Source organism: Streptomyces sp. CCM_MD2014 (assembly GCF_000772045.1).
In the GTDB taxonomy this organism is placed as follows: Bacteria; Actinomycetota; Actinomycetes; order Streptomycetales; family Streptomycetaceae; genus Streptomyces; species Streptomyces salinarius.
Genome location: NZ_CP009754.1, coordinates 6,621,372 through 6,647,740, shown reverse-complemented (window position 1 = coordinate 6,647,740; position 26,369 = coordinate 6,621,372). Strand labels below are relative to the sequence as shown.

Genomic DNA, 26,369 nt, shown 5'->3' with positions numbered 1-26,369 from the left:
GCACCGGCTCGTTGGCGGCCGGGATCCGTGGGGTCAGCCGACGAGGTTGTCGGCCAGCTCCTCGCCGAGGTTGGCGTCCGTGCCGGCGATGCCGAGGTCCGAGGCCCGCTTGTCGGCCATGGCCAGCAGGCGGCGGATACGGCCGGCCACGGCGTCCTTGGTCAGCGGCGGGTCGGCGAGGGCGCCCAGCTCCTCCAGGGAGGCCTGCTTGTGCTCCATGCGCAGCCGGCCCGCGGCGGCGAGGTGCTCGGGCACGTCGTCGGCGAGGATCTCCAGCGCGCGCTGGACCCGGGCACCGGCGGCGACGGCCGCGCGGGCGGAACGGCGCAGGTTGGCGTCGTCGAAGTTGGCGAGCCGGTTGGCGGTGGCGCGGACCTCGCGCCGCAGCCTGCGCTCCTCCCAGGCCAGCACCGAGTCGTGGGCGCCGAGCCGGGTGAGCAGCGCGCCGATCGCGTCGCCGTCGCGGACCACGACCCGGTCGACGCCGCGCACCTCGCGGGCCTTGGCGGGGATCGACAGCCGGCGGGCGGCGCCGACCAGGGCGAGCGCCGCCTCGGGGCCCGGGCAGGTCACCTCCAGGGAGGAGGAACGGCCGGGCTCGGTGAGCGAGCCGTGCGCCAGGAAGGCCCCGCGCCAGGCGGCCTCGGCGTCGCAGGTGGCCCCCGAGACCACCTGCGGCGGCAGCCCCCGGATGGGCCGGCCCCGGCCGTCCACCAGGCCGGTCTGCCGGGCCAGCTGGTCACCGCCGGCGACCACCCGCACGACGAAGCGCGAACCGCGGCGCAGTCCGCCGGGCGCCATCACGATCAGCTCCGAACCGTGCCCGAAGATCTCCAGGATGTCCTGCTTGAGCCGGCGGGCGGCCCGCGCGGTGTCCAGCTCCGCCTCGATCACGATGCGCCCGCTCACCAGGTGAAGGCCGCCGGCGAACCGCAGAACGGCGGAGACCTCCGCCTTTCTGCAGCAGGTCCGGGTGACGGGGAGCCGGGAGATCTCGTCCTTCACCGCTGCCGTCATCGCCATGGGCCGATCCTTCCATGCATCCGAAAAATACGGTCGTACGCGGCGGCCAGCAGCTCCGGGTCGTGCCTCGGGGTCCCGTCGGTCCGGGCGACCGGAGCCAGCTCGACCGCGGCGCCGAACCGTTTCGCGGCGTCGGTCAGCGAGTCACGGTCGGGCACGGCGGCCTCGTCGGCCAGCACCACGTCCAGGGCGAGTTTAGGGGCGTGTCGTCCCAAAACCTCCAAATGACGCTGCGGGGAGAAGCCCTCAGTTTCTCCGGGCTGCGGGGCGAGGTTCAACGAGAGCACCCGGCGCGCCTTCGTCTCGACCAGCGCGTCCAGCAGTTCGGGCACGAGCAGGTGCGGGATGACCGAGGAGAACCAGGAGCCGGGGCCGAGCACCACCCAGTCGGCGTCCAGGACGGCGTCGACCGCGTCGGGGACGGCCGGCGGGTCGCTGGGCACCAGGTGCACGGACTGCACCTCGCCCGGCGTGAGCGCCACGGTCGCCTGCCCCCGTACGGTGTCCACCTCGTCGGGCCGCTCCGGGTCGTGGCCCCTGACCAGGGCCTGGAGCTCCAGCGGGACGGCGGACATGGGCAGCACCCGCCCGTGCGCGCCGAGCAGCTTGCCCACCAGATCCAGCGCCTGGACGTGGTCGCCGAGCTGCTCCCACAGGGCGACGATCAGCAGATTGCCGACCGCGTGTTCGTGCAGGTCGCCCTGGGACTGGAAGCGGTGCTGGATGACGCGGGCCCAGGTCTGGCCCCAGTCGTCGTCCCCGCACAGCGCGGCCAGCGCCTTGCGCAGGTCGCCGGGCGGCAGCACGCCCAGCTCGTCGCGGAGCCGCCCGCTGGAGCCGCCGTCGTCGGCCACGGTGACGACGGCGGTGAGGTCGCCGGTGATCCGGCGCAGTGCGGCGAGCGAGGCGGACAGGCCCATGCCGCCGCCGAGGGCGACGACCTTGGGCTGGGCGCCCCGGCGGCGCGGCTTGCCGCCGCGCGCCTGTTCGGACCGGGCCGCGCGGGCGTCGGCGGGTCTGCCGCCGCGTCCCTCGGGCACCACCCGGCGCAGCCGGCTCAGCCGCGGAGTGCGTCCTGTCATTCCCCTGTCATTCCCGTCCCATGTCCCGGTGGACGACCACAGTCTCCACACCCTCGGCGGCGAGCCGGGCGGCGAGCTTCTCCGACATGGCCACGGACCGGTGCTTGCCGCCGGTGCAGCCGACGGCGACGGTCACATAGCGCTTGCCCTCCCGACGGTAGCCCGCGGCGATCAGCTGGAGCAGCTCGGCGTAGCGGTCGAGGAACTCCTTGGCCCCGGGCTGGTTGAGGACGTAGCTCGACACCTCCTCGTTCAGGCCGGTGAAGGGGCGCAGCTCCGGGACCCAGTGCGGGTTGGGCAGGAAGCGCATGTCGACGACGAGGTCGGCGTCGACCGGGAGGCCGTACTTGAAGCCGAAGGACATCACCGTGGCCCGCAGCTCGGGCTCCTCCTCGCCGGCGAACTGGGCGTCCATCTTGGCGCGCAGCTCGTGCACGTTGAGGCTGGAGGTGTCGATCACCAGGTCGGCGTCGCCGCGCAGCTCCCGCAGCAGCTCGCGCTCGGCGGCGATGCCGTCGACGATGCGGCCGTCGCCCTGGAGGGGGTGCGGGCGCCGCACCGACTCGAAGCGGCGTACCAGGGCGTCGTCGGAGGACTCCAGGAAGACGATCCGGCGGGTGACGCCGCGGGCGTCGAGGTCCGCGAGGGACTCGCGCAGGTTGTCGAAGAAGCGCCGGCCGCGGACGTCGACGACCACCGCGATGCGGGCCACGTTGCCCTGGGAGCGGGCGCCGAGCTCCACCATGGTGGGGATCAGCGCGGGCGGGAGGTTGTCGACGACGAACCAGCCCAGGTCCTCCAGACACTTGGCGGCCGTCGAGCGGCCGGCCCCGGACATGCCGGAGATGATCACCAGCTCGGGGATGGCCGCTTCGTGCGTCCCGGCTGTTTCCTTGCCCGTACTCACCTGTGCTCCGTCGTTGCGGGTCTGTTCTCGTTCCGCTGTGCGCCGGGTCTGTTCCCGTTCCGCCGCGGACTGCGTCTGTTCTCGTCCGGCTGCGGGCTGCGCCTCGTGCTCGGTCATCTCTCCTGCCCCCGTCGTTCGTCCGGGGTGCCCGCGGACACGGGCTCCCCCGGGGCATCCGCCGTCGTCTCGGGTGCCCCGTCGTCGTCATCCATGATCTCTCCGGTCGCCGTGTTCACGGCGGGCCCGGCCGGGGTGGCGCCGGCCAGGGCCACGGCCACGGTCTCGGCGGTCTTGCGGCCTATGCCGGGCACCTCGCAGATCTGGTCGATCGTCGCCGCCCGCAGCCGCTTCACCGAACCGAAGTGCTTGATCAGCGCCTGTTTGCGGGTCTCACCCAGGCCGGGCACGTCGTCCAGCGGCCCGGCGCGGAAGCGTTTGGCGCGCTTGGTGCGCTGATAGGTGATCGCGAAGCGGTGGGCCTCGTCGCGGACCCGCTGCAGCAGGTAGAGGCCTTCGCTGGTGCGGGGCAGGACGACCGGGTCGTCCTCGCGGGGCACCCAGACCTCCTCCAGGCGCTTGGCGAGACCGCACACGGCGATGTCGTCGATGCCCAGCTCGTCCAGCGCCCGCTGGGCGGCGGCGACCTGCGGCTGTCCGCCGTCGACGACGACGAGCTGCGGCGGGTAGGCGAACCTCTTGGGCCGGCCGTCGTCGTCCTTGAGCGCCGGGCCGTGGGTGAGCGCCTCGCCGTCGTCCGGGGCGGTCCGGCCGGCCGGGCCGGCTTCGCCGCCGGGGTGCGGCCCGGGGCCGGTGTGCGGCCCGTCGCCGGTGTGCCGCTCGCCGTCGGTGAGCGACTCGCCGTCCGCCCACTCGCCGGTCTTCTCCTTCTCGGCGAGATAGCGGCGGAAGCGGCGGGTGATGACCTCGTGCATGGAACGGACGTCGTCCTGTCCCTCGAAGCCCTTGATCTGGAACCGCCGGTATTCGCTCTTCCGGGCCAGCCCGTCCTCGAAGACGACCATGGAGGCCACGACGTCGTCGCCCTGGAGGTGCGAGATGTCGTAGCACTCGATGCGCAGCGGGGCGCTGTCGAGGTCGAGGGCCTCGGCGATCTCCTCGAGCGCGCGCGAGCGCGTCGTCAGGTCGGAGGCGCGCTTGGTCTTGTGCAGGACGAGTGCCTGCTGGGCGTTGCGCTGGACGGTCTCCATCAGCGCCTTCTTGTCGCCGCGCTGCGGGATGCGCAACGAAACGCCGGACCCCCGGCGCTCGGTCAGCCACTGCTGGACGGGCTCGACCGGGTCGGGCAGGGCGGGGACCAGGACCTCCTTGGGCACGGCGTCCCCGCTCTCCTCGCCGTACAGCTGCTGGAGGGCGTGCTCGACCAGGGCGCCGGTGGTGATCTCCTCCACCTTGTCGGTGACCCAGCCGCGCTGACCGCGCACGCGTCCGCCGCGCACGTGGAAGATCTGGACGGCCGCCTCCAGCTCGTCCTCGGCGACCGCGATCAGGTCGGCGTCGGTGGCGTCGGCGAGCACGACCGCGCTCTTCTCCATGGCCTTCTTGAGGGCCCCGATGTCGTCTCGCAGGCGCGCCGCCCGCTCGTACTCCATCTCCTCCGCGGCATCGGCCATCTGCCGCTCCAGGCGGCGCAGGTAGGTGCCGGTGCGGCCGGCCATGAAGTCGCAGAACTCGTCGGCCAGGTCCCAGTGGTCGTCGGGCGTGATCCGGCCGACGCAGGGCGCGGAGCACTTGCCGATGTAGCCGAGCAGACAGGGGCGGCCGGTGCGGGCGGCGTTCTTGAAGACGCCCGTGGAACAGGTGCGCACCGGGAAGACGCGCAGCAGGAGGTCGACCGTGTCGCGGATCGCCCAGGCGTGCCCGTACGGCCCGAAGTAGCGCACGCCCTTCTTCTTGTGGCCGCGCATCACCTGGACGCGCGGGAACTCCTCGTTCATCGTCACCGCGAGGTACGGGTAACTCTTGTCGTCGCGGTACTTGACGTTGAACCGGGGGTCGTACTCCTTGATCCAGGAGTACTCCAGCTGGAGGGCCTCGACCTCCGTGGACACCACCGTCCACTCCACGGACGCGGCCGTGGTGACCATGGTGCGGGTGCGCGGGTGCAGGTGCGCCAGGTCCTGGAAGTAGTTCGCCAGGCGCTGGCGCAGGCTCTTCGCCTTTCCGACGTAGATCACCCGGCGGTGCTCGTCACGGAACCTGTACACCCCCGGGGAGTCCGGGATCGATCCCGGCCTGGGGCGGTAGCTGGAGGGGTCGGCCATGACTCACACCCTACTGGCGCGGACCGACACCGCGGCGGGGCTGTGGACGACGGGCCGGGCCCCTGTGGACAGCCGGCGGGGACGACCGGCGACCGCCGCAGTGGATGACCCGCACCCGTGGGAGAGGGAGACCCCCGGCCGTCGGCGAGGAGACCCGCGACCGTCGGAGGGCGAGGCCGGGGAGGACGGTGCGGGGCCGGCCGGTCACGGCGGGTGGCCACCGGAAGGGACGGGCCCGTGCGTTCTCGGCCAGGAGCGCGGGACGGCCGGGCGTCAGGTGTTGTCCGGACTAGGTCAACACGCTTCAATGCGGGGGGACTCGGGGCCTGAAGCGCGGCGTACGGATGTGAAGACCTCTGCGCCGTGACCGGGGGCGGCCCCGGCCGATCCGTGTCGGCGGTCTGACCAGCCGTCGTGAACTTCACAGAAGGGCCCCTGCATGCCGCACGCCACACAGCACGCGGACGTCGCCACGGCGCAACTCGACTCGGCCCTGCGCGGTGGCCCCTTCCACGTCGCGCTGCGCGCGGCGATCGCCGCGCGCGGGCTGCCGCTGCAGCGCGTGCAGCACCATCTGTCGCGCCACGGGGTGAAGGTGGGCGTCACGAGCCTGAGCTACTGGCAGCAGGGGGCCCGGCGCCCGCAGCGTCCGGAGTCCCTGCGGGCCGTGCGGGCCCTGGAGGAGATACTCCAGCTGCCCGAGGAGTCGCTGATACGTCTGCTCGCCGAGTCCGGCGCCGAGGCGCCGGACGGGGACCGGCGGCCCGCGGGCCGCTCCTACCGCGCCCACCTGGCGGCCTCGGGCGTCCTGGACGGGCTGCTGAACGAACTGGGACACCCGTCGCCGGACGGCGGGGTGCACACCCTCGGGCACCACGAACGGATCCGCGTCGGGCCCCGCCGTGAGCTGGCGGGCCGCGAGTCGCATCTCATCGTCCGCGCCCACCGGGACGGCGTCGACCGCTTCGTCGCCGTCCACTACGGCGACCCGGGGTGCGTCCCCGCCCGGATGACCGTCCACGCCCTGGAGAACTGCCGTACCGGACGGGTGCGCACCCACCACGAGACCGGTCTGCTGGTGACCGAGCTGCTCTTCGACACGTGTCTGGGGGCCGGCGACACCCACCTCTTCCGCTACGCAGTCGAGGACGGCACGGCCGGTGTGTCGCGCGAGTACGTCCGCGGGTTCGGTGCGGCGGGCGGGCAGTACGCGCTCCAGGTGCGGTTCGACGTCGCGGCCCTTCCGGTGCGCTGCCACCGGTTCACACAGCACTCCGCAGCGGCGCCGCGCGGCGGCCGGCAGGAGCTGGCGCTCAGCGGACTGCACCGCTCGGTGCACCTCGTCGAGCCGCGGGTCAGGTCGGGGATGCTGGGGATCGGCTGGGACTGGGAGTAGGGCGCCGGGGCGCCGGGGAGGGCGTCGGCTCCCGCCGGTCAGTCTCCCGCCGGTCAGGTTCCCGGGCTCGCGACGATCCGGCCCTGCTTCACCTCGACCGGCAGCTCGATGAGCGGCACGGTCGCCGGGGCGTGCAGCACCTCGCCGGTGCGGGCGTCGAACTCGCTGCCGTGGCAGTTGCAGACGAGCTTGGTGCCCTCCAGCTTCTTGATGGGACACCCCGCGTGCGTGCACACCGTGCTGAACGCCTTCAGGGAGCCGTCCTCGGCCCGGCTGACCACCACGTTCCCGTCCGGGAAGAGCTTGGTCGCGCCCTTGGCCACCTCTCCGTCCGCGCCGAGGTCCACGGGCGCGGTCGGCCTGGCCGGGGCCGCGCCGTCGTCGCCCGGGGAGCAGGCGGCCAGGCCGAGTCCGGCGACGGGCGTGGCGGCCGCCGAACGCAGGACGGTACGGCGACTCGGGGCGGGGCGGCCGGGCATGGGGTCTCCACTGGTCGGTTCGGGGCCGGGCGGGGCGTGAGCGGGGTGCGCTGCAGGGCGACGATATCCGGCCGGGCGAACGGCCCCGGGGGCCGGGTGGCCCGGAGGCGGGTCGCCGTCCGGCGGTCGCGTAAACGCTTGCGCAAGCGTTTACGCGCCCCTGGCCCATGGGGTACGGTCCGGCCAGAGCGAGGCTCTGGGCGAAGGGGCAAGTCCGGGGCCCAGGGCGACTGGTCCGGTTCGGGGCCGTGAGCGAGAGGGGGTGCACCGGTGGCGACCATGGCCGATGTCGCACGGAGCGCCGGTGTCTCCGTGGCGACCGTCTCCCACGTGCTCAACGGCACCCGTCCGGTGCTGCCCCACACCCGCCAGGCGGTGCTCGACGCCGTGGAGGAGCTGGGCTACACGCCGAACACCCTCGCCCGCTCCCTGGTCACCTCCCGCACCCGTTCGATCGGGCTCGCGGTGTCGGCGATCAGCAACCCGTACTTCACGGAGATCCTCCAGGGCGTCGAGGCCAGTGCCCTGGAGCACGGTTACGGCCTGCTCATCGCCGACCCGCACGACGACCCGGAGCACGAGCGCAGGGCGGTCCAGCTGCTGCACGAGCGGCGCGTGGACGGCATGATCGTCGCGCCCTCCGCCGAGCCCCGGGGGCTGGTCGCCTACCTCACGCGCCACCGGGTGCCGGCCGTGTTCCTCGACCGGGTCGTCGACGTGCCGGAGGCCGAGGACGCTCCGCGCTTCGACCAGATCTGCGCCGAGGGCGCCGAGCCGACCACCGGGCTGGTGGGTCATCTCGCCGGGCTCGGCCACCGCCGCATCGGCCTGGTCGCGGGCCGGCCGGGGCTCAGCACGACCCGTGAGCGGATCACCGGGTACCGGCACGGCCTCGCCGCCGCGGGTCTGCCCTACGACGAGCGGCTGCTGGTCCACGGCGACTCCGAGGCGGCCGGCGGCGAACGGGCCGCGGCGCAACTGCTGTCCCTGGCCGTGCCGCCCACCGCGCTGGTCACCGCCAACAACGCGATGACCATCGGTGCCCTGCGCGCCCTCCGGGAGCGGGACCTGTCCGTACCCGGCGACATCGCGCTGTGCTGCTTCGACGACTTCGCCTGGGCGGACCTCTTCTCGCCCCGGCTCACCGCCGTCGCCCAGCCCGGCAGGGAGATCGGCGCGCGGGCCGTGCGGCTGCTCCTCGACCGCCTCGCCGCGCCGGACCGGCCCGCGCGGACCGTGCGGCTGCCCTGCTCCTTCGTCCACCGCACCTCCTGCGGCTGTGCCGAGCAGCCCCGGCTGCTCCCGGAGCGGTCCGGGCGGCTCTCCCGACCGGCTGGAGAAACCCATGCCGAGCCCATGCCAAGGCCAACGAAAGGACCCTCCCGTGATCGTCGTCGCCGGTGAGGCACTGATCGACCTGGTACCGCAGGGCACGGGCGCCCTCGCCGCGCTGCGGCCCGCGCTCGGCGGCGGTCCGTACAACACCGCCGTCGCCCTGGGCCGCCTCGGCTCGCCCGTGGCGTTCTGCTCACGGGTGTCGCACGACGCCTTCGGCGAGGCGCTCCTCGACCGGCTGCGCGAGACCGGCGTGGACGTCTCGCCGGTGCAGCGCGGGGCCGAGCCGACGACCCTCGCCGTGGCCTCGCTCGACGCGGACGGCTCGGCCGCGTACTCGTTCTACGTGGACGGGACGGCCGACCGGCTGTTCTCGCTGCCCGCCGGTCTGCCGTCCGGCACCCGGGCCGTCTCCTTCGGGACCTGTTCGCTGGTGCTGGAGCCGGGCGCGAGCGCGTACGAGGAACTGCTGCGCGAGACGGCCGCGCGGGGCGTGTTCACGGCGCTGGACCCCAACATCCGGGCCGGGCTGATCCCGGACCCGGACGCCTACCGGGCCCGGTTCAAGAGCTGGCTGCCGTCGGTGTCGCTGCTGAAGCTGTCCGCCGAGGACGCCGAATGGCTCGGCGGCACCCCCGGGGAATGGCTCGCGGCGGGACCGGCCGCGGTCGTGGTCACCCGGGGCGGCGACGGCCTGACCGCGTTCACCCGCGACGGGGGCGAGTACACGGTGCCGGGCGAACGCGTCGAGGTGGTGGACACGATCGGCGCGGGCGACACGGTGAACGCGGCCCTGCTGCACGGCCTCGCGGCACGGGACGCCCTCGGCGACGCGGCCCTGGCCGCGCTGGGGCCGGACGGCTGGGCCGGGCTGCTGGGCTTCGCCGCCCGCGCGGCCGCGGTCACCTGCTCCCGGGCGGGCGCGGAGCCGCCGTACGCCCACGAGGTCACCGTCTGACGGACGGCGGCGGCGCCGGGCCCAGGGATTCACCCGTGGGCCCGGCGCCGCCGTCCGCGCTCAGGCCTTGCTCGTCCGCGTGGTCTTCTTCGCGGCGGGCTTGGCGGCCTTCTTGGCCGCCGTCTTGGCCGTCTTGGTGGCGGTCGCCTTCTTGGCCGCCGTGCCCGTGACCGTCTTCGTGGCGGTCTTCTTGGCGGTGGCCTTGGTCGCGACCGTCTTCGCCGCCTTGCGCGGCCTGGTCACCGGGGCCGCGTCGCTGACCCGGTCGGCGCCGAGGACGTCCCGGAGGAACTTGCCGGTGTGGCTGGCGGGGACCCCCGCGACCTGCTCGGGCGTGCCCTCGGCGACCACCAGGCCACCGCCGGCGCCGCCCTCGGGGCCCATGTCGACGACCCAGTCGGCGGTCTTGATCACGTCGAGGTTGTGCTCGATGACGATCACCGTGTTGCCCTTGTCGACCAGGCCGCCGAGGACCGTCAGCAGCTTGCTGATGTCCTCGAAGTGCAGACCGGTGGTCGGCTCGTCCAGCACGTAGACCGTGCGCCCGGTGGAGCGGCGCTGCAGCTCGCTGGCGAGCTTGACGCGCTGGGCCTCACCGCCGGACAGGGTGGTCGCGGACTGGCCGAGCCGGACGTACCCGAGACCGACGTCCTTGAGGGTCTTCATGTGCCGGGAGATGGCGGGGACCGCCTCGAAGAAGTCGGTCGCCTCCTCGATCGGCATGTTCAGCACGTCGGCGATGGACTTGCCCTTGTAGTGGACCTCCAGGGTCTCCCGGTTGTACCGGGCGCCGTGGCAGACCTCGCACGGGACGTACACGTCCGGGAGGAAGTTCATCTCGATCTTGATGGTGCCGTCGCCCGCGCAGTTCTCGCAGCGGCCGCCCTTGACATTGAAGGAGAAGCGTCCGGGCAGGTAGCCGCGGACCTTCGCCTCCGTCGTCTCGGCGAACAGCTTGCGGATGTGGTCGAAGACGCCGGTGTACGTCGCCGGGTTCGAGCGCGGGGTGCGGCCGATGGGCGACTGGTCGACGTGGACGACCTTGTCGACGAGGTCGTCGCCGTCCACGCGCGTGTGCCTGCCCGGGACGTTCCGCGCGCCGTTCAGCTCGCGGGCCAGGTGGGTGTAGAGGATGTCGTTGACCAGGGTCGACTTGCCGGAGCCCGAGACGCCGGTGACGGCGGTGAAGACGCCCAGCGGGAAGGACACGTCGATGTCCTGGAGGTTGTTCTCCCGGGCGCCGTGCACGGTGAGCCGCCGGGAGGGGTCCTGCGGGCGCCGGACGTCGGGCAGCGGGATGGCCTTGCGCCCGGACAGGTACAGGCCGGTCTGCGACTCGGCGTTGTCGAGCAGCTCCTTGACGGAACCGCTGTGCACCACCTTGCCGCCGTGCTCGCCGGCGCCGGGGCCGATGTCGACGATCCAGTCGGCGACCTTGATGGTGTCCTCGTCGTGCTCGACGACGATGAGGGTGTTGCCCATGTCCCGGAGCCGGACGAGGGTCTCGATCAGCCGGTGGTTGTCGCGCTGGTGCAGGCCGATGGACGGCTCGTCCAGGACGTAGAGCACGCCGACGAGTCCGGAGCCGATCTGGGTGGCCAGCCGGATGCGCTGGGCCTCGCCGCCGGAGAGGGTGCCGGCCGCACGGTTCAGCGAGAGGTAGTCCAGGCCGACGTCGACCAGGAAGCGCAGCCGCTCGTTGACCTCCTTCAGGACGCGCTCGGCGATCTTCTTGTCGCGGGCGTTGAGCGTCAGCTCGCCCAGGAAGTCCGCGCAGTCGCTGATGGACATCGCCGAGACCTCGGCGATCGACTTGCCCATGACGGTGACCGCGAGGACGAGCGGCTTGAGGCGGGTGCCCTCACAGGTGGGGCAGGGCACCTCGCGCATGTAGCCCTCGAAGCGCTCGCGGCTGGAGTCGCTCTCGGCCTCGCTGTGCCGGCGCTTGACGAAGGGGATGGCGCCCTCGAAGGCCGTGGTGTACCGGCGCTCGCGGCCGTACCGGTTGCGGTAGCGGACCTCGACCTGGGTCTTGTGGCCGTTCAGCAGGGCCTTGCGGGCGCGCAGCGGCAGGCCCGCGAAGGGGATGTCCGTACGGAAGCCGAGCGCGTCGGCGAGGGCGCCGATCAGGCGGCCGAAGTAGTCCTTGGTGTGCCCGTGCGACCAGGGGTGGATGGCGCCCTCGTCGAGGGACTTGTCCTCGTCGGGGACGATCAGCTCCGGGTCGACCTCCATGCGGGTGCCGATGCCGGAGCAGTCGGGGCAGGCGCCGAAGGGCGAGTTGAAGGAGAAGGAGCGGGGCTCCAGCTCCTCGAAGGACAGGTCGTCGTACGGGCAGTACAGGTGCTCGGAGTACATGCGCTCGCGCTCGGGGTCGTCCTCGGGGAGGTCGACGAAGTCGAGCACGACCATGCCGCCGGACAGGCCCAGCGCGGTCTCCACGGAGTCGGTGAGGCGCCGCTTGGCGGAGTCCTTCACCGTGAGGCGGTCGACGACCACCTCGATGGTGTGCTTCTCCTGCTTCTTCAGCGTGGGCGGGTTGGAGAGCTGGACGGTCTCGCCGTCCACCCGCGCGCGGGAGTAGCCCTTGGTCTGGAGGTCGGCGAAGAGGTCGACGAACTCGCCCTTGCGCTCGCGCACCAGCGGCGACAGCACCTGGAAGCGGCTGCCCTCCGGCAGCTCCAGGACCTTGTCGACGATGGCCTGCGGCGACTGGCGCGAGATGGGCCGGCGGCACTCGGGACAGTGCGGCTTGCCGATGCGGGCGAAGAGCAGGCGCAGGTAGTCGTAGACCTCGGTGATGGTGCCGACCGTGGAGCGCGGGTTGCGCGAGGTCGACTTCTGGTCGATGGAGACCGCCGGGGAGAGGCCCTCGATGAAGTCGACGTCCGGCTTGTCCATCTGGCCGAGGAACTGCCGGGCGTAGGAGGAGAGCGACTCCACGTAGCGCCGCTGGCCCTCGGCGAAGATGGTGTCGAAGGCCAGGGAGGACTTGCCCGACCCGGACAGGCCCGTGAAGACGATGAGCGAGTCACGAGGCAGGTCGAGCGAGACGTTCTTCAGGTTGTGCTCGCGCGCGCCACGGACGATGAGACGGTCGGCCACGCCGGTCCGCACCTTTCTTGAGAGAAGTGACAGGGGCGGGGCCCCACGTCTTCCTCAGACTAGGGGGAGCCACTGACAACGCCGGTCGGATTCACCGGTTGTCAACAAACCCCGACTTCCCAGCATGCCCGACGCCGCCTCCGACCATATAGCACGTGCATTCGAATTACGGGGGTCGTCCACAACCTTCACCCGAAGGTGTGGCCCGGTCTAAGGTCAGCACCATGATTGATCACGCTCATGACCTGGAGTCTGTACGTGACGCTACCGAGCGGCTGCTCACCGCGGTCGGGAAACTGGACAACGCGTCCGTGACGGAGTCGTCACGGCTTCCCGGCTGGAGTCGCGGTCACGTCCTCGCCCACCTCGCCCGCAACGCCGACGCTCTGGTGAACGTCCTCGAGGGGCGCCCCATGTACGTCTCCGGCGAGGCCAGGGACGCCGACATCGAGCGGGACGCCCCGCGCCCCCTCGACGCCCAGCTCGCGGACCTGCGCGAGAGCGCGGCCCGCTTCCAGGAGACGGGAGCTGCGCCGGCGGACTGGTCCCGCACCGTGGAGCTGCGCAACGGCGTCACGGACTCCGCCTCCAGGGTGCCGTTCCGGCGCTGGGCAGAGGTTGAGCTGCACCACGTCGACCTGGGGGTCGGGTACGAGCTGGAGGATCTGCCGGCGGAGTTCACCGCGCGGGAGACCGACTTCCTCGCCGCCCGGTTCGCCGGGCACCCGGACGTGCCGCCCACCCGGCTCACGGACGGCACGCACGCGTGGCGCACGGGACGGGAGACCGACGCCCCCGAGGTGACCGTCACCGGTCCCCCGGCCGATCTGCTCGGCTGGCTCGCCGGTCGCCGCGAGGGCTCCGCGCTCACGGTGCAGGGCGGGCCGCTGCCGGCCCTGCCTCCCCTGTAGGCGGGCGGCCGGGAGGCGGTCTGCGGGCCGCCCCCGGCGCTAGGCTGGCGGTCATGACGTACAGCGGAGAGGTGACGGTCGGCGGACCCGCCGACGTGCACGAGCTCAAGGACCTGATGATCACCAAGGTCGCGGTCGGCCCGATGGACAACAACGCCTACCTGCTGCGTTGCCGGGCCACCGACGAGCAACTGCTGATCGACGCCGCCAACGACGCGCACACCCTGCTCGGCACGATCGGTGACGACGGCATCGCCTCCGTCGTCACCACCCACCGGCACGGCGACCACTGGCAGGCACTCGCCGAGGTCGTCGCGGCCACCGGCGCCCGCACCCACGCCGGCCGGCACGACGCCGAGGGCATCCCGGTGCCGACCGACGTCCTGGTGGACGACGGCGACACGATCCGGGTCGGGCAGGTCGAGCTCACCGCACGCCACCTGGTCGGACACACGCCGGGCTCCATCGTCCTGGTCTACGACGACCCGCACGGGCATCCGCACGTGTTCACCGGGGACTGTCTCTTCCCGGGCGGTGTGGGCAACACCTTCAAGGATCCGAAGGCGTTCGCGAGCCTGATCCACGACGTGGAGACCAAGGTCTTCGACGCGCTCCCGGACGAGACGTGGGTCTACCCCGGGCACGGCGACGACACGACGCTCGGCGCGGAGCGGCCGCACCTGCCGGAGTGGCGGGCGCGCGGCTGGTGACGGCCGGGCGCGCCGGCCGGCGGCGGATGGTCGCGCGCCGGTGACGGGCGGACGGGCGCGTACGGACGGGCGAGCCCGCGCCCTCGCGCCTCCGTGCGCGCCCCGTGTGAAGCGTTCGCACACACCCGCGGTCCGCGCGCGCTCCCGCGGCGGTGGTACGGCGCGGTCGACTGGTGGCAGCCCCGCGCAGGATCGACGGCTCCTGGGCGGCACGGGCCGCCGGCCTCCCGATCCCCGCCCTCGGCCGGCGGCCCCGGCGCCTCAGGTCCTGGCCGCGCCCGCCCCGGCCAGTGCCGCGACACGCTCCACGCCGAACACGTACCCCTGCACCCCGCAGCCCGCGACGACGCCGTCGGCGCGCTGCGAGACGTAGGAGTGGTGCCGGAACGCCTCGCGTTGGTGGATGTTGGAGATGTGGACCTCGACCACCGGCAGCCCGTCGCAGGTGTTGAGCGCGTCCAGGATGGCGACGGACGTGTGCGAGTACGCGGCGGGGTTGATCACGATGCCGCAGTGGTTCAGCCGGGCCTCGTGGATCCAGTCGACCAGTTCGCCCTCGTGGTTGGACTGCCGGAAGTCCACCGTGCCGCCGTGCGCGGCCGCCGCCTTGACGCACAGCGCCTCGACGTCCGCGAGGGTGTCGGAGCCGTAGATCTCCGGCTGACGCTGGCCGAGCAGGTTCAGGTTGGGCCCGTTGAGGATCATGATCGGGGCGTTCGCCAGGGTGCGGGGCACGGTTCCTCCGGTCCGTGAGGGGTGCGACGGCCCTTGCGCGGCCGCTGCTCGGTCCCCGGTTTATCACGGTGCGCCGATGCCCCGGCGGGCCGTACTCTCCGCGCATGACGGTGATCGCGTATCCGCCCAAGCCCTCGCCGGGTGACCGCGTCGCGGTGGTGTCCCCCGCGTCCGGACTGCCCGGACTCTTCCCGCTCCCCTACGAGTTGGGCCTGGAGCGCCTGCGCAAGGAGTACGGCCTGGAGCCCGTCGAGTACCCGGCCACCCGGAAGAGGGGTTCGTCGCCCGCCGAGCGTGCCGCCGACCTCCACGCGGCCTTCGCCGACCCCGGCATCAAGGCGGTGTTCGCGTCGATCGGCGGCGACGACCAGATCACCGTGCTTCCGCTGCTCGACCGGGAGCTGATCCGGGCCAACCCGAAGCCGTTCTTCGGGATGAGCGACAACACCAACCTGCTCGCCTACCTGCGCAACACGGGGATCGTCGGCTACCACGGGGCGAGCGTGATGGTGGAGCTGGGGCGTCCCGGCGCGATGCATCCGCAGACCGCCGACTCGCTGCGTGCCGCGCTGTTCACCCCGGGGCCGTACGAGCTGCGGCCCGCCGAGCGCTGGAACGACGTCGACCGCGACTGGGCCGACCCCGCGACCTTCGAGACCGAGCCCGGCGCGCGCCCCGGGACCGGCTGGTCCTGGGAGAACGCCGGCCGGGTGGTCGAGGGACGTACCTGGGGCGGCTGCCTGGAGATCCTCGCCTGGCTGCTGATGGCCGACCGCGAGATCGCGCGCGATCCGGCGGAGTACGACGGCGACGTGCTGTTCCTGGAGACGTCCGAGGAACTGCCGGCCGCGGAGGAGGTCTTCCGCATCCTGCGCAACATGGGCGAGCGCGGGCTGCTCGGCCGCTTCTCGGCACTGCTGATGGGCCGCCCGAAGACGTGGTCCTTCCAGCGCCCCAACAGCCCCGTGGAGGCCGCGCGGTACGCGGCGGAGCAGCGTACGGCGGTCCTGCGCGCGATGCGCGCCTACGCCCCCGACACCATGATCGTCTTCGACGTCGACCTCGGCCACACCGATCCGCAGGTCGTCGTCCCGTACGGGGGCACCGTGCGGGTCGACGGACCCGCCCGGCGCATCACCGTGACCTACTGACCCTCCCGCCCGGTCTACGGGTTGACGGCCAGCTCAAGATAGGCCGCGAAGAGCACCAGGTGGACGCCGCCCTGCAAGGGTGTGGCCCGGCCCGGTACGACCGTCAGGGAGGCCACGACCACGGTCAGGGCGAGCAGCACCATGTGGATGGAGCTGAGGCCCAGCACCAGCGGCCCGGAGAGCCACACGGAGGCCAGGGCGACCGCGGGGATGGTCAGGCCGATGCTGGCCATGGCCGAGCCGAGCGCGAGGTTGAGGCTGGTCTGCACCCGGTCGCGGCGTGCGGAGCGCACGGCGGCGATGGTCTCGGGGAGCAGGACCAGCAGCGCGATGACGACGCCGACGACGGCGTGGTGGAGTCCGGCGGCCTGCACCCCGCTCTCGATGGTCGGCGACACGCCCTTCGCGAGGCCGACGACGCCGATCAGCGCCAGGCCCAGCATCCCGAGGCTGAACAGGGCCGTGCGCAGAGACGGTGCGTGGGCGTGTTCCTCGGCAGTGATCACTTCGCCCTGCCGGGTGATCGGCAGGAAGTAGTCGCGGTGCCGCACGGTCAGGGTCGCGATGAACAGGCCGTAGAGGACCAGGGAGGACAGCGCCGCGAAGGTCAGCTGCACGGTGGAGAACTCCGGGCCGGGCGCGCTGGTGGTGAACGTCGGCAGGACCAGGCTGAGGGTGGCCAGGGTCGCCACCGTCGCGAGGGCTGCGCCGGTGCCCTCCGGGTTGAACACCGCGATGCCGTGGCGCAGGGAGGCGACCAGGAGACTGAGGCCGACGACACCGTTGCAGGTGATCATGACGGCCGCGAAGACGGTGTCCCTGGCCAGGCTCGCGCTCTTGTCGCCGCCGTCCGCCATCAGGGTCACGATGAGCGCGACCTCGATGACCGTGACGGCGATGGCGAGGACGAGGGAGCCGAAGGGCTCGCCGACCCGGTGGGCGACCACCTCGGCGTGGTGCACGGCGGCCAGGACGGATCCCGCCAGGACGATCGTGAGCAGCGCGACGACCACGCCGGGCAGCGAGCGGCCCCAGGTGAGAACGAGCAGCACGACCGCGATCACGGGCGTGACGGTCGTCCACTGTGCGAGGAGCGCCCTGGGACCGGTGACCATGCGGTGATCGTCGCAGAGGGGAACGGGGCCCGCACGCCGGATCTGCGGGCCTTTCGGCCACCGAGTGGCCGGGCGGGCCGAGGCCGCCGGGCCGGGGAGCGGCGAACGGCTCCGCGCCGCTCCCCGCTCCCCGGCCCGGGTGGATCAGGCCTCGACGCTGTCCTTCGGGGCGTCGCCGCTCTCGGCCGCCGCCGCTTCCGCCTCGGCCTGCTTCCTGGAGGCGCGGAGGCTGGTGATCGTGGTGACGATCAGGACGGAGCAGATCACGCCGAGCGAGACCGGAATGCTGATCTCGGGCACGTGCACGCCGGACTCGTGCAGGGCGTGCAGCACCAGCTTGACGCCGATGAAGCCCAGGATCACGGACAGGCCGTACGAGAGGTGCACCAGCTTCTTCAGCAGGCCGCCGATGAGGAAGTACAACTGCCTGAGACCCATCAGGGCGAACGCGTTGGCCGTGAACACGATGTACGGGTCCTGCGTCAGGCCGAAGATCGCCGGGATGGAGTCGAGCGCGAAGAGCACGTCGGTGGTGCCGATGGCGAGCATCACGACCAGCATCGGGGTCATGACCCGCTTGCCGTTCTCCTCGATCCACAGCTTGGTGCCGTGGTACCGGTCGGCGACGCCGAAGCGGCGCTCGGCGGCCTTGAGCAGCTTGTTCTCCTCGAACTCCTCGTCCTCCTCGTCGGCCCGTGCCTCCTGGATGAGCTTCCAGGCGGTGTAGATGAGGAAGGCACCGAAGATGTAGAAGACCCAGGCGAAGCTGGCGAGGATCGCGGCACCCGCGGCGATGAAGATCGCCCTGAGGACCAGGGCGATGAGGACGCCGATCAGCAGGACCCGCTGCTGGTACTGCGAGGGCACCGCGAACTTCGCCATGATCAGGACGAAGACGAAGAGGTTGTCCACGCTCAGGGACTTCTCGGTGATGAAGCCCGCGAAGAACTCGCCGGCGGGTTCACCGCCGCCGAAGAAGAACAGGCCGAGCCCGAAGAGGCCCGCCAGGGCGATCCAGACGCCGGTCCAGATGCCGGCTTCCTTGATCGATACGTCGTGCGGCTTGCGGCCGATGAAGAAATCGACCGCGATGAGGGCCGCGAGGCCCACGATGGTCAGGACCCACAGGGTCGTCGAGACTTCCACTACGCCTCCGGCAGTACGTCACACGGCAGATGTCAGCGTCGTCGCTGCCGGAGGTCTCTTCCACCCCGGCCCGGGACGCGTGATGCGCCCGGACCACGGGCCGACGCCCCGGGATCTGGCCTGATCCGTATTGACGGGTACGCCGCAGCAGACAGGGAGTACTCCCCTCCGTACGGACGACAGTACCCCAATCACCAAGGGAAGGTAAAGAGATTTGCAAATAAAGCTCAAAAGACCAGTTCAGGCGTGGTCATCGGCCCCATGAGCGGCGGGCGGCGGCGACCTGCGCGAGAACCTGCTGAAGCACCTGGCTGCCGGGCGGCACGAGCGGCGGCTCGTAGGTCCAGGCGTGTCCGACCCACGGGTCGGCGAGGTGGTCGTCGGCCACCGGCGTCAGCCGCAGCAGCGAGCGCCACAGCGGGTCGAGCAGCGGTCCGAAGCCGGCGGACTCCTCGCGGTCGGCGACCATCATCAGGTGGACTCCGACGGCCGGCCCCTCGTCGGCGAGGTAGCGCAGCTGGTTGACGGCCCGGTCGTCGAAACCGTGGGGGAAGTCGTTGACGATCAGCAGCTGCTGCGAGGTGTCGAGGCCGGGCGGGAGCGCGTCGGGTGCTCCCCCGCGCAACGCCATCTGCACCAGGTCCACGCGCTGGGTGAGACGGGCCAGCACGTCCGCCGCCCCGGCGGCGCCCTGGGCGGGCGGCGCGGCGAGCACCCCGCTCTGCACCAGCGGCGCCAGCGCCTGCGCCCCCGATCCGGCCGGATCGATGACGTGCACGGTGAACTCGCCCGCCGGGTAGACGGCGAGCAGCCGGGCCGCGTGGGCCACGGCCGTCTCCAGGCCCAGGCGCCGCATCTCGTGGGAGTCGGCGAACGAGCCGTCGAGCGAGGCCGAGCGTCCGCTGTCGATCCACAGGCCGCGCTCGAGCGGCAGCCGGATCAGCATGGGGACGCGTACGCGGTCGGCCTCGGGCAGATGCAGATCGCCGAGCCGCACGGCCATCGGGATCTCCATGGGGACGCGGTAGGCGTGCCAGACGGGGTTGTCCCAGCGCGCGAAGGCCGCCGGCAGGGCGGGTTCGACGACCTCGGCCTCCGCGACGAGCTGGGCGACGTCCCGGTCCAGGACCTCCCTGGCCTGGGAAACCAACTGAGCGTGCCGGCCGCGCGCCGCCTCCCGGGCGGCGTCGCCCTGCCCGCCGATCCGGTTGCGCGGGTCGGACAGCGCCTGGTCGAGTTCCTTCTCCATCCGGGAGTCGGCGAAGTCGACGGCGCTGCGGTAGGCGGCCGTGGTGCGGGCCAGGTCCTCGAACATGCCCCACACCTGGTTGTAGAGGCGTTCCTCCATGGACCAGCCGGTGGCGTCACCGGCGACGGGCCGGGCGGGCTGCCCCGGTGCGGCCGGGGGCGCGGCCGGCGGGGGCGGGGGCGGTGCCGCGGTCTGCCGGCGCGGGTGGCTGTAGTCGATGGGGCGGCCTCCGGCGGGCGCGGACGGCTGGCCGGCGGTGGCGGGCTCTTCCCCGGGGCCGATCGGGCCGTCCGGGCCGCCCGCGTACGGCTGCTGCGCTCCGTGCTGTCCCGGCGCCCCGGGCGTCTGCGGGCCGGGACCGGGAGCGCCCTGGGAGTCGTACGGAGACGTCGGCGCCACGGGACCACCGGTGCCGCCCGGGCCGGTCCGGGGCGTGGCGCCGTGGTCCGGTCGGTGCGCCGGAGCGGCGGCCGGAGGAGCCGGTATCGAACGGGCGAGTCCGCTCGCCACCGCCTCGTGGATGCTTCCCGCGAGCTGGTGGGCCTGGGACAGCTTCTGGTCGGCGAAGAGTTCGGCGAGGCCGCCCGCGTAGCCCTGGCCGACGGCGCGCACCTTCCAGGCGCCCTGACGCCGGTAGAGCTCCAGCGCGACGACGGCGGACTCGGCCTCCAGACCGGTGAGGGTGTAGCTGGCGACCTCGTCGCCGTCCAGGCCCGTGACGGCGACGAAGGGCGCGGCGACGGCCCCGAACCGGGCCGGACCGCTCCCGCCGGCGGGCAGGGCGAGCAGGACACTGACGCGGTGCACGGTGTCCGGCATGGCGTCCAGGTCCACCGCGAGGCGGTGGTCGGCGGCGGCCTGCCGGGAGACCTCCAGGCCCGGCAGGGTGGGCGCGCCCGGGTGGGCCACCCCTTCTACACCGTGGACGGTGCCGTTCTCGTCACCGAGCGTGGCCCCGGCCACGACCGGCGTACCGGCCGAGACCCGGATCTCGAGACGCGCCCCGGGAAGCGGGTGGTTCTGCCCCCGCGTCAGCTCGGCCGTCATCGCCTTCCCCCTGTGTCGATCGTGCGTCACCCGCGAGGCGTCATGCGGGTCGGGCCGGTCCCGCGAGCGGGACCGGCCGGTTCGTCTCGGACTGCTGCGGGCCGCCCGCTACAGGACCGGCAGGATCGCCGGCATCAGGTCCTGGAAGGTACGGCCGTTGGCCGGGGTGCCGATGGCGGTCATCGCCCAGCCCTGGCCCGCGCGGTTCACCTTGGCCATGATCTGGGCCGTGAAGGCACCGCCGCCGGCCAGGGTGTAGCGGGCGAGCTCCTGGCCGTTGGTCTCGTCGACCAGGCGGCAGAAGGCGTTCTGCACTTCCTGGAAGGTCTGGCCGGTGAAGGAGTTGACCGTGAAGACGATCTGGTCGATGTGGACCGGGACGCGCTGCAGGTCGACGAGGATCGCCTCGTCGTCGCCGCCCTGGCCGACACCGCCGACGAGGTTGTCCCCGGTGTGGCGCACCGAGCCGTCGTCGCTCACCAGGTGGCGGAAGAAGACGACGTCGACCGGCTGCTTGTCCGCGAAGAGGACGGCGGAGGCGTCCAGGTCGATCTCCCGGGTGCGCGAACCGAACAGGCCGCGCCGGGGAGCCGCCTGCCAGCCGAGACCCATGCGCACCGACGTCAGGCTGCCGCCGTCGCTCTTCTGCAGACTGATGGCCTGACCCTTGGTCATGTTGACGGTCACGCGCTGATCCCCTCTCGAACTGTCCCCTGTTGCCGCGGTACCCGCGGTTGACCAGAACCCTACGCAGGGGCACTGACAGTGCCCCACCCCGGTCCGCGCTTTGTGTCGGTCTTGCAACACAGTGGGCTGCCCGGACGGGCCGTCAGGCCAGGCCCGCCTCCTTCATCTGGCGCAGTTCCTTCTTCATCTCGGAGACCTCGTCGCGCAGTCGGGCCGCGATCTCGAACTGGAGGTCGGCCGCGGCGGCCCGCATGCGGGTGGTCAGGTCCTCGATCTGTCCGGCCAGCTCCGCCGCCGGGCGGTCGGTCACCGCCGTCTCCGTGGCCCGGGCCTTGGCCGCCTTGGTCCCGCCGGCCGTCTGGCCGCCCAGTGCGGGCACGGGGGCCTTGGCGCCCTTGCCCTCCTTCGCCTGGCGGTAGCCCGAGCCGAGGAGCTGCTCGGTGTCGACGTCCTCGCGGGCGATCTGGGCGACGATGTCGTTGATCTTCTTGCGGAGCGGCTGGGGATCGATGCCGTTCGCCTTGTTGAACGCGATCTGCTTCTCGCGGCGGCGGTTGGTCTCGTCGATGGCCTTCTCCATCGCCGGCGTGATCTTGTCCGCGTACATGTGGACCTGGCCGGAGACGTTGCGCGCCGCGCGGCCGATGGTCTGGATGAGGGAGGTGCCGGAGCGCAGGAAGCCCTCCTTGTCGGCGTCGAGGATCGCCACCAGGGACACCTCGGGCAGGTCGAGGCCCTCGCGCAGCAGGTTGATGCCGACCAGGACGTCGTACTCGCCGGCGCGCAGTTCGCGCAGCAGCTCGACGCGGCGGAGGGTGTCGACGTCGCTGTGGAGGTAGCGGACCTGGATGCCGAGCTCCACGAAGTAGTCGGTGAGGTCCTCGGCCATCTTCTTGGTGAGGGTGGTGACCAGAACCCGCTCGTCCTTCTCGGTGCGCGTGCGGATCTCGTGCACCAGGTCGTCGATCTGGCCCTCGGTGGGCTTGACGACGACTTCGGGGTCGACGAGGCCGGTGGGGCGGATGATCTGCTCGACGGCGCCGTCCGCACGGGACAGCTCGTAGGCGCCCGGGGTCGCCGACAGGTACACGGTCTGACCGATGCGCTCCTGGAACTCCTCCCACTTCAGCGGGCGGTTGTCGAGCGCGGAGGGCAGCCGGAAGCCGTGGTCGACCAGGGTCCGCTTGCGGGAGGCGTCGCCCTCGTACATCGCGCCGATCTGCGGCACGGTGACGTGCGACTCGTCGACGACGAGCAGGAAGTCGTCCGGGAAGTAGTCGAGCAGGGTGTTCGGCGGGGAGCCGGGCGAGCGGCCGTCGAAGTGCATCGAGTAGTTCTCCACGCCGGAGCAGGAGCCGATCTGGCGGAGCATCTCGATGTCGTAGGTGGTGCGCATCCGCAGCCGCTGGGCCTCCAGGAGCTTGCCCTGCTTCTCCAGCTCGGTCAGGCGCTCGGCCAGTTCCTTCTCAATGTCGTTGACCGCCCGCTCCAGGCGCTCGGGACCGGCGACGTAGTGGGAGGCGGGGAAGACGTAGAGCTGCTGGTCGTCGCTGATGATCTCGCCGGTGACCGGGTGAAGCGTGGACAGGGCCTCGATCTCGTCGCCGAACATCTCGATGCGGACGGCCAGCTCCTCGTAGACCGGGAAGATCTCGATGGTGTCGCCGCGCACCCGGAAGGTGCCGCGGGTGAAGGCCATGTCGTTGCGCGTGTACTGGATGTCGACGAAGCGGCGCAGCAGCTCGTCCCGGTCGTGCTCCTCGCCGACCCGCAGGGGGACCATGCGGTCCACGTACTCCTGGGGGGTGCCGAGGCCGTAGATGCAGGAGACGGAGGCGACCACGACGACGTCGCGGCGGGTGAGCAGCGAGTTGGTGGCGGAGTGGCGCAGGCGCTCCACCTCCTCGTTGATCGAGGAGTCCTTCTCGATGTAGGTGTCCGACTGGGGGACGTAGGCCTCGGGCTGGTAGTAGTCGTAGTACGAGACGAAGTACTCGACGGCGTTGTTCGGCAGGAGCTCGCGGAATTCGTTCGCCAGCTGGGCGGCCAGGGTCTTGTTCGGCGCCATGACCAGGGTGGGGCGCTGTAGCTTCTCGATCATCCACGCGGTGGTGGCGGACTTGCCGGTGCCGGTGGCGCCGAGCAGGACGACGTCCTTCTCGCCTGCCTGGACGCGCCGGGCCAGCTCGGCGATGGCCGCCGGCTGGTCGCCGCTGGGCTGGTAGGGGCTGACGACCTCGAAGGGCGCCACCGTGCGTTCGATCTGGGAAACGGGCCGCATGGGTTCCACCGTACGACCCCGCACTGACAACCGGTCCCGGTCAGCGGTTCTGCGGGGTGCGGGTGCGCCGGTGGGCGAGGGGGCGGCGGGTGCGGCGGGCGGGGTGGTGTGCCGGGTGCCGGACGGTGCGCGGGGCCTCGGAGTGGGCGGGGACGCCGGGTTTCCGCTCGACGGGGACCACGGCGGGCCTCCCCATGACGATCAGCGGGTCGAACAGGACGACGACGGCGGCGAGGAGGAGGAAGGCGAGGGGACCGATCAGCATGGGGGCGAGCAGTTCGGCGGACGATCCGCCGACGGAGGGCTCGGCCGTGCCGGTGAGGTGGACCTGGACGGCGGCCATCCCGGTGTAGTGCATGCCGGTGACGGCAAGTCCCATGATCAGGGCCGCGCCGACGCTCCACAGGAAGCCCCGGACCTGTCCGGCCGCCCACAGCGCGGCGGTGGCGGCGGCCATGGCTATGACGACGGACGCGGCGACGGTGAGCGTGTTGTACGTGAGCTGTCCGTCCAGGTGCATCCCGGCCATTCCGAGGTAGTGCATCGAGGCGATGCCCAGGCCGGTGAGGGTGCCGCCGGTGAACAGGGCCGTGCCGCGCGCGCCCCGGTAGCCGACGATGAAGATCCCGACGCCGACCATGACGATGGCGACCGCCAGGCTGGCGAAGGTCATCAGCCAGTCGTAGCGGATCGGGGTGTGTTCGATCGTGAACCCCATCATCGCGACGAAGTGCATGGTCCAGATGCCGGAGCCGATCGCCGCCGAGCCGAGGGCGAGCCATCCGGGGCGCCAGGAACGGCTGACCAGCATGGCCCTGGCGGTGCAGCGCAGGCCGAGGGCGCCGCCGAGGCAGGCCATGAGGTAGGCCACCAGCGGGGTGACGAGTCCGTAGCTGAAGCCGTCGACCGTGTTGTGCATGTGCGGCTGCCTTTCCGCCTACTTACGCCCCGGTGGTGTGCCGGTTCCTTCCGATGTGCGCCCCCTCCCAGAACCGCGCGAACGATCAGGGTCGAGGCAGAGAGTATGACTTCCACCGGAATGGTCGAACGATTCTCCGGCAAAGAATCACGGTCTCGCCCCAGTTGTGCCGCCTGCGTGAGCGTAGTTGAGCAACTCCATTCAGCCTGTGGCCACTCCGCACCCCTCTCTTGTTGACTCTCTGATGTCACAGTGGTGCTGTCCGTGATCGTTCGAGGCGAGGAGTACGCATGCACGTACGCGCAGTAGCCGTCACGACCACCGCTCTTCTGGGGGTCGCCCTCACGGCTCCCCTCTCGCACGCCCGGGCCGACGGGGCGGGCGGCGAAGGGCCCACGGTCGTCGCCCACCGGGGTGCTTCCGGGTACGCGCCGGAGAACACGCTGGCCGCCGTCGACCGGGCCGCCGAGCTGGGCATCCGCTGGGTGGAGAACGACGTCCAGCGCACCCGGGACGGCGAACTCGTCGTCCTCCACGACGAGAGCCTGGCCCGCACGACCGACGTGGAAGAGGTCTTCCCGGACCGGTCGCCCTGGAAGGTGAAGGACTTCACGGCCGCGGAGATCGCGCGGCTGGACGCGGGAAGCTGGTTCGGCCCCGAGTACGCGGGCGCGCGCGTGCCGACGCTGGAGCAGTACGTGAACCGCGTGGACCACAACCACCAGAAGCTGCTGCTGGAGCTGAAGAGCCCCGGTCTGTACCCGGGCATCGAGCGGCAGACCCTCAAGGTCCTCGCCAACGAGGGCTGGCTCGACCGGCGGCACGTGGCGGGACGGCTGGTCGTGCAGAGCTTCGACGCCGACAGCGTCCGGACGGTCCACGACCTCAAGCCGGCCGTCAAGACCGGGTTCCTCGGCACTCCGGCCGTGTCGGACCTGCCGGAGTACGCGGAGTTCGCCGACCAGATCAACCCGTCGCACGGCTCCCTGTCCATGAGCTACGTGTCCGCGGTGCACGCGTTCACGGGCCCGCACGGCAGGCCGCTGGAGGTGCTCACCTGGACGGTGAACGACGCGGACACCGCGCGCCGGGTCGCCGGGTACGACGTCGACGGCATCATCACCAACAAGCCCGACGTGGTGCGGGACGCCGTGGACTGACCCCGGCGCCGTGGAACCGACGGGGCGTCGCCGGTGGCGGGGCGTTGTCAGTGGCGGGCCGTACGGTGGGCGCATGGACAGCCCTGGGGACAACGAGCAGCGGGCCGTGTGGACCGTCGTCGGCACCGACATCGGCCCGCTGCTGCTGGCCGCCACCCGCGACGGTCTGGTCAACGTCGTGTTCCACGCCACCGGCGCGGCGCGCGACCGGGCGCTCGACAGGCTCGCGGCCCGGCTGGGCACGGAGCCCGTCGAGGCGCCCGGCTCCCCGCTGCTGACCGAGGCGACAGGCCAGGTGCGGGCGTACTTCGCGGGCCGGCTGCGCGACTTCGACCTGCCGTTGGACTGGTCGCTGATCTCGGGGTTCAACCGGCAGGTGCTGCGCGAGCTGGCGTCCGGCGTCCCCTACGGCTCGGTCGTCGGCTACGGCGACCTGGCCGGCCGGGTGGGTCAGCCGGGCGCCGCGCAGGCGGTGGGCCTGGCCATGGGGGCCAATCCACTGCCGGTCGTCGTGCCGTGTCACCGGGTCGTGGAGAGCGACGGGGGCATCGGCGGATTCGGCGGCGGCGTGGACACCAAGCGGCGGCTGCTCGCGCTGGAGGGCGTCCTGCCCGAGCCGTTGTTCTGACGGGCGGGTCGGGACGGGCGGGACCGGGTGCCCGAGAGTGCGCGCACGACGTCGCGCATCAGA

General features: G+C 72.1%; 21 protein-coding genes. 8 read left to right on the top strand and 13 right to left on the bottom strand.

Features of this window, described 5'->3' with window-relative positions; translation table 11 throughout:
- Positions 1-33 precede the first annotated feature (33 nt).
- The 4 genes from whiA to uvrC are packed head-to-tail and all read right to left on the bottom strand — an operon-like array spanning position 34 to position 5,294.
- Positions 34-1,023 carry a DNA-binding protein WhiA gene (whiA, locus tag NI25_RS29535; protein ID WP_061445365.1) on the bottom strand — a complete coding sequence of 330 codons (990 nt, stop codon included), beginning with the start codon at positions 1,021-1,023 and terminating at the stop codon, positions 34-36.
- The gene (locus NI25_RS29530) at positions 1,014-2,105 is read right to left on the bottom strand and encodes a gluconeogenesis factor YvcK family protein (protein WP_061445364.1); all 1,092 of its coding nucleotides are present in this window, start codon (positions 2,103-2,105) and stop codon (positions 1,014-1,016) included. Before NI25_RS29530 ends, whiA begins: the two co-directional genes overlap by 10 nt.
- 7 nt (positions 2,106-2,112) lie before the next feature.
- Complete coding sequence (gene rapZ / locus NI25_RS29525) at positions 2,113-3,129, bottom strand: RNase adapter RapZ (protein WP_061445363.1); 1,017 nt, start codon at positions 3,127-3,129, stop codon at positions 2,113-2,115.
- Positions 3,126-5,294, bottom strand: a complete 2,169-nt coding sequence (gene uvrC / locus NI25_RS29520; protein WP_061445362.1) for an excinuclease ABC subunit UvrC — start codon at positions 5,292-5,294, stop codon at positions 3,126-3,128. Before uvrC ends, rapZ begins: the two co-directional genes overlap by 4 nt.
- Positions 5,295-5,733: 439 nt before the next feature.
- Between uvrC and NI25_RS29515 the strand changes: the two genes are divergently transcribed.
- Positions 5,734-6,690, top strand: coding sequence for a hypothetical protein (locus NI25_RS29515; protein ID WP_061445361.1), 957 nt, complete (start codon positions 5,734-5,736; stop codon positions 6,688-6,690).
- 53 nt (positions 6,691-6,743) lie between these two features.
- Here the strand turns inward: NI25_RS29515 and NI25_RS29510 are convergent, their stop codons facing one another.
- Complete coding sequence (locus tag NI25_RS29510; RefSeq protein WP_061445360.1) at positions 6,744-7,169, bottom strand: Rieske (2Fe-2S) protein; 426 nt, start codon at positions 7,167-7,169, stop codon at positions 6,744-6,746.
- A gap of 270 nt (positions 7,170-7,439) precedes the next feature.
- On the opposite strand from NI25_RS29510, the gene NI25_RS29505 reads away from it, so the two are divergent.
- Both NI25_RS29505 and NI25_RS29500 read left to right on the top strand, forming a co-directional pair.
- On the top strand, positions 7,440-8,573 hold the full coding sequence (locus tag NI25_RS29505) for a LacI family DNA-binding transcriptional regulator (RefSeq protein ID WP_107071887.1): 1,134 nt from the start codon (positions 7,440-7,442) through the stop codon (positions 8,571-8,573).
- Positions 8,554-9,462 (top strand): carbohydrate kinase family protein, encoded by a 909-nt coding sequence (locus NI25_RS29500; protein WP_061445359.1) that lies wholly within the window; start codon positions 8,554-8,556, stop codon positions 9,460-9,462. Before NI25_RS29505 ends, NI25_RS29500 begins: the two co-directional genes overlap by 20 nt.
- A 60-nt stretch (positions 9,463-9,522) precedes the next feature.
- Here the strand turns inward: NI25_RS29500 and uvrA are convergent, their stop codons facing one another.
- On the bottom strand, positions 9,523-12,567 hold the full coding sequence (gene uvrA, locus NI25_RS29495; RefSeq protein WP_061445358.1) for an excinuclease ABC subunit UvrA: 3,045 nt from the start codon (positions 12,565-12,567) through the stop codon (positions 9,523-9,525).
- Positions 12,568-12,791: 224 nt separating this feature from the next.
- Here uvrA and NI25_RS29490 point away from each other — a divergent pair, with 224 nt between their 5' ends.
- Positions 12,792-13,478, top strand: a complete 687-nt coding sequence (locus NI25_RS29490; RefSeq protein WP_061445357.1) for a maleylpyruvate isomerase family mycothiol-dependent enzyme — start codon at positions 12,792-12,794, stop codon at positions 13,476-13,478.
- A gap of 53 nt (positions 13,479-13,531) precedes the next feature.
- A complete protein-coding gene (locus tag NI25_RS29485; RefSeq protein WP_061445356.1) occupies positions 13,532-14,188 on the top strand; it encodes an MBL fold metallo-hydrolase in 657 nt (218 codons plus the stop codon).
- 261 nt (positions 14,189-14,449) lie between these two features.
- On the opposite strand, the gene aroQ is transcribed toward NI25_RS29485, so the two are convergent.
- Positions 14,450-14,923 (bottom strand): type II 3-dehydroquinate dehydratase, encoded by a 474-nt coding sequence (gene aroQ, locus NI25_RS29480; protein WP_061445355.1) that lies wholly within the window; start codon positions 14,921-14,923, stop codon positions 14,450-14,452.
- A gap of 104 nt (positions 14,924-15,027) precedes the next feature.
- Between aroQ and NI25_RS29475 the strand changes: the two genes are divergently transcribed.
- The gene (locus NI25_RS29475) at positions 15,028-16,074 is read left to right on the top strand and encodes a S66 family peptidase (RefSeq protein ID WP_061445354.1); all 1,047 of its coding nucleotides are present in this window, start codon (positions 15,028-15,030) and stop codon (positions 16,072-16,074) included.
- A gap of 14 nt (positions 16,075-16,088) precedes the next feature.
- Here NI25_RS29475 and NI25_RS29470 read toward each other — a convergent pair whose 3' ends face one another.
- The 6 genes from NI25_RS29470 to NI25_RS29445 all read right to left on the bottom strand — a co-directional run bounded on the left by NI25_RS29470 (position 16,089) and on the right by NI25_RS29445 (position 24,518).
- Positions 16,089-17,189 (bottom strand): calcium:proton antiporter, encoded by a 1,101-nt coding sequence (locus NI25_RS29470; protein ID WP_061445353.1) that lies wholly within the window; start codon positions 17,187-17,189, stop codon positions 16,089-16,091.
- Between the two features lie 144 nt (positions 17,190-17,333).
- Complete coding sequence (locus tag NI25_RS29465; protein ID WP_061445352.1) at positions 17,334-18,335, bottom strand: TerC/Alx family metal homeostasis membrane protein; 1,002 nt, start codon at positions 18,333-18,335, stop codon at positions 17,334-17,336.
- 250 nt (positions 18,336-18,585) lie between these two features.
- The gene (locus NI25_RS29460) at positions 18,586-20,631 is read right to left on the bottom strand and encodes a TerD family protein (RefSeq protein WP_061445351.1); all 2,046 of its coding nucleotides are present in this window, start codon (positions 20,629-20,631) and stop codon (positions 18,586-18,588) included.
- Between the two features lie 108 nt (positions 20,632-20,739).
- A complete protein-coding gene (locus NI25_RS29455) occupies positions 20,740-21,318 on the bottom strand; it encodes a TerD family protein (RefSeq protein ID WP_030185838.1) in 579 nt (192 codons plus the stop codon).
- A gap of 142 nt (positions 21,319-21,460) precedes the next feature.
- The gene (gene uvrB, locus NI25_RS29450; RefSeq protein ID WP_061445350.1) at positions 21,461-23,599 is read right to left on the bottom strand and encodes an excinuclease ABC subunit UvrB; all 2,139 of its coding nucleotides are present in this window, start codon (positions 23,597-23,599) and stop codon (positions 21,461-21,463) included.
- A gap of 40 nt (positions 23,600-23,639) precedes the next feature.
- Positions 23,640-24,518: an MHYT domain-containing protein gene (locus tag NI25_RS29445; protein WP_061445349.1), complete on the bottom strand. Its 879-nt coding sequence runs from the start codon at positions 24,516-24,518 to the stop codon at positions 23,640-23,642.
- 290 nt (positions 24,519-24,808) lie between these two features.
- Here NI25_RS29445 and NI25_RS29440 point away from each other — a divergent pair, with 290 nt between their 5' ends.
- Together NI25_RS29440 and NI25_RS29435 are read left to right on the top strand one after the other, a co-directional pair.
- The gene (locus tag NI25_RS29440; protein ID WP_061445348.1) at positions 24,809-25,678 is read left to right on the top strand and encodes a glycerophosphodiester phosphodiesterase; all 870 of its coding nucleotides are present in this window, start codon (positions 24,809-24,811) and stop codon (positions 25,676-25,678) included.
- Between the two features lie 73 nt (positions 25,679-25,751).
- Positions 25,752-26,306: a methylated-DNA--[protein]-cysteine S-methyltransferase gene (locus tag NI25_RS29435; protein WP_061445347.1), complete on the top strand. Its 555-nt coding sequence runs from the start codon at positions 25,752-25,754 to the stop codon at positions 26,304-26,306.
- The last annotated feature ends 63 nt before the right edge of the window (positions 26,307-26,369 follow it).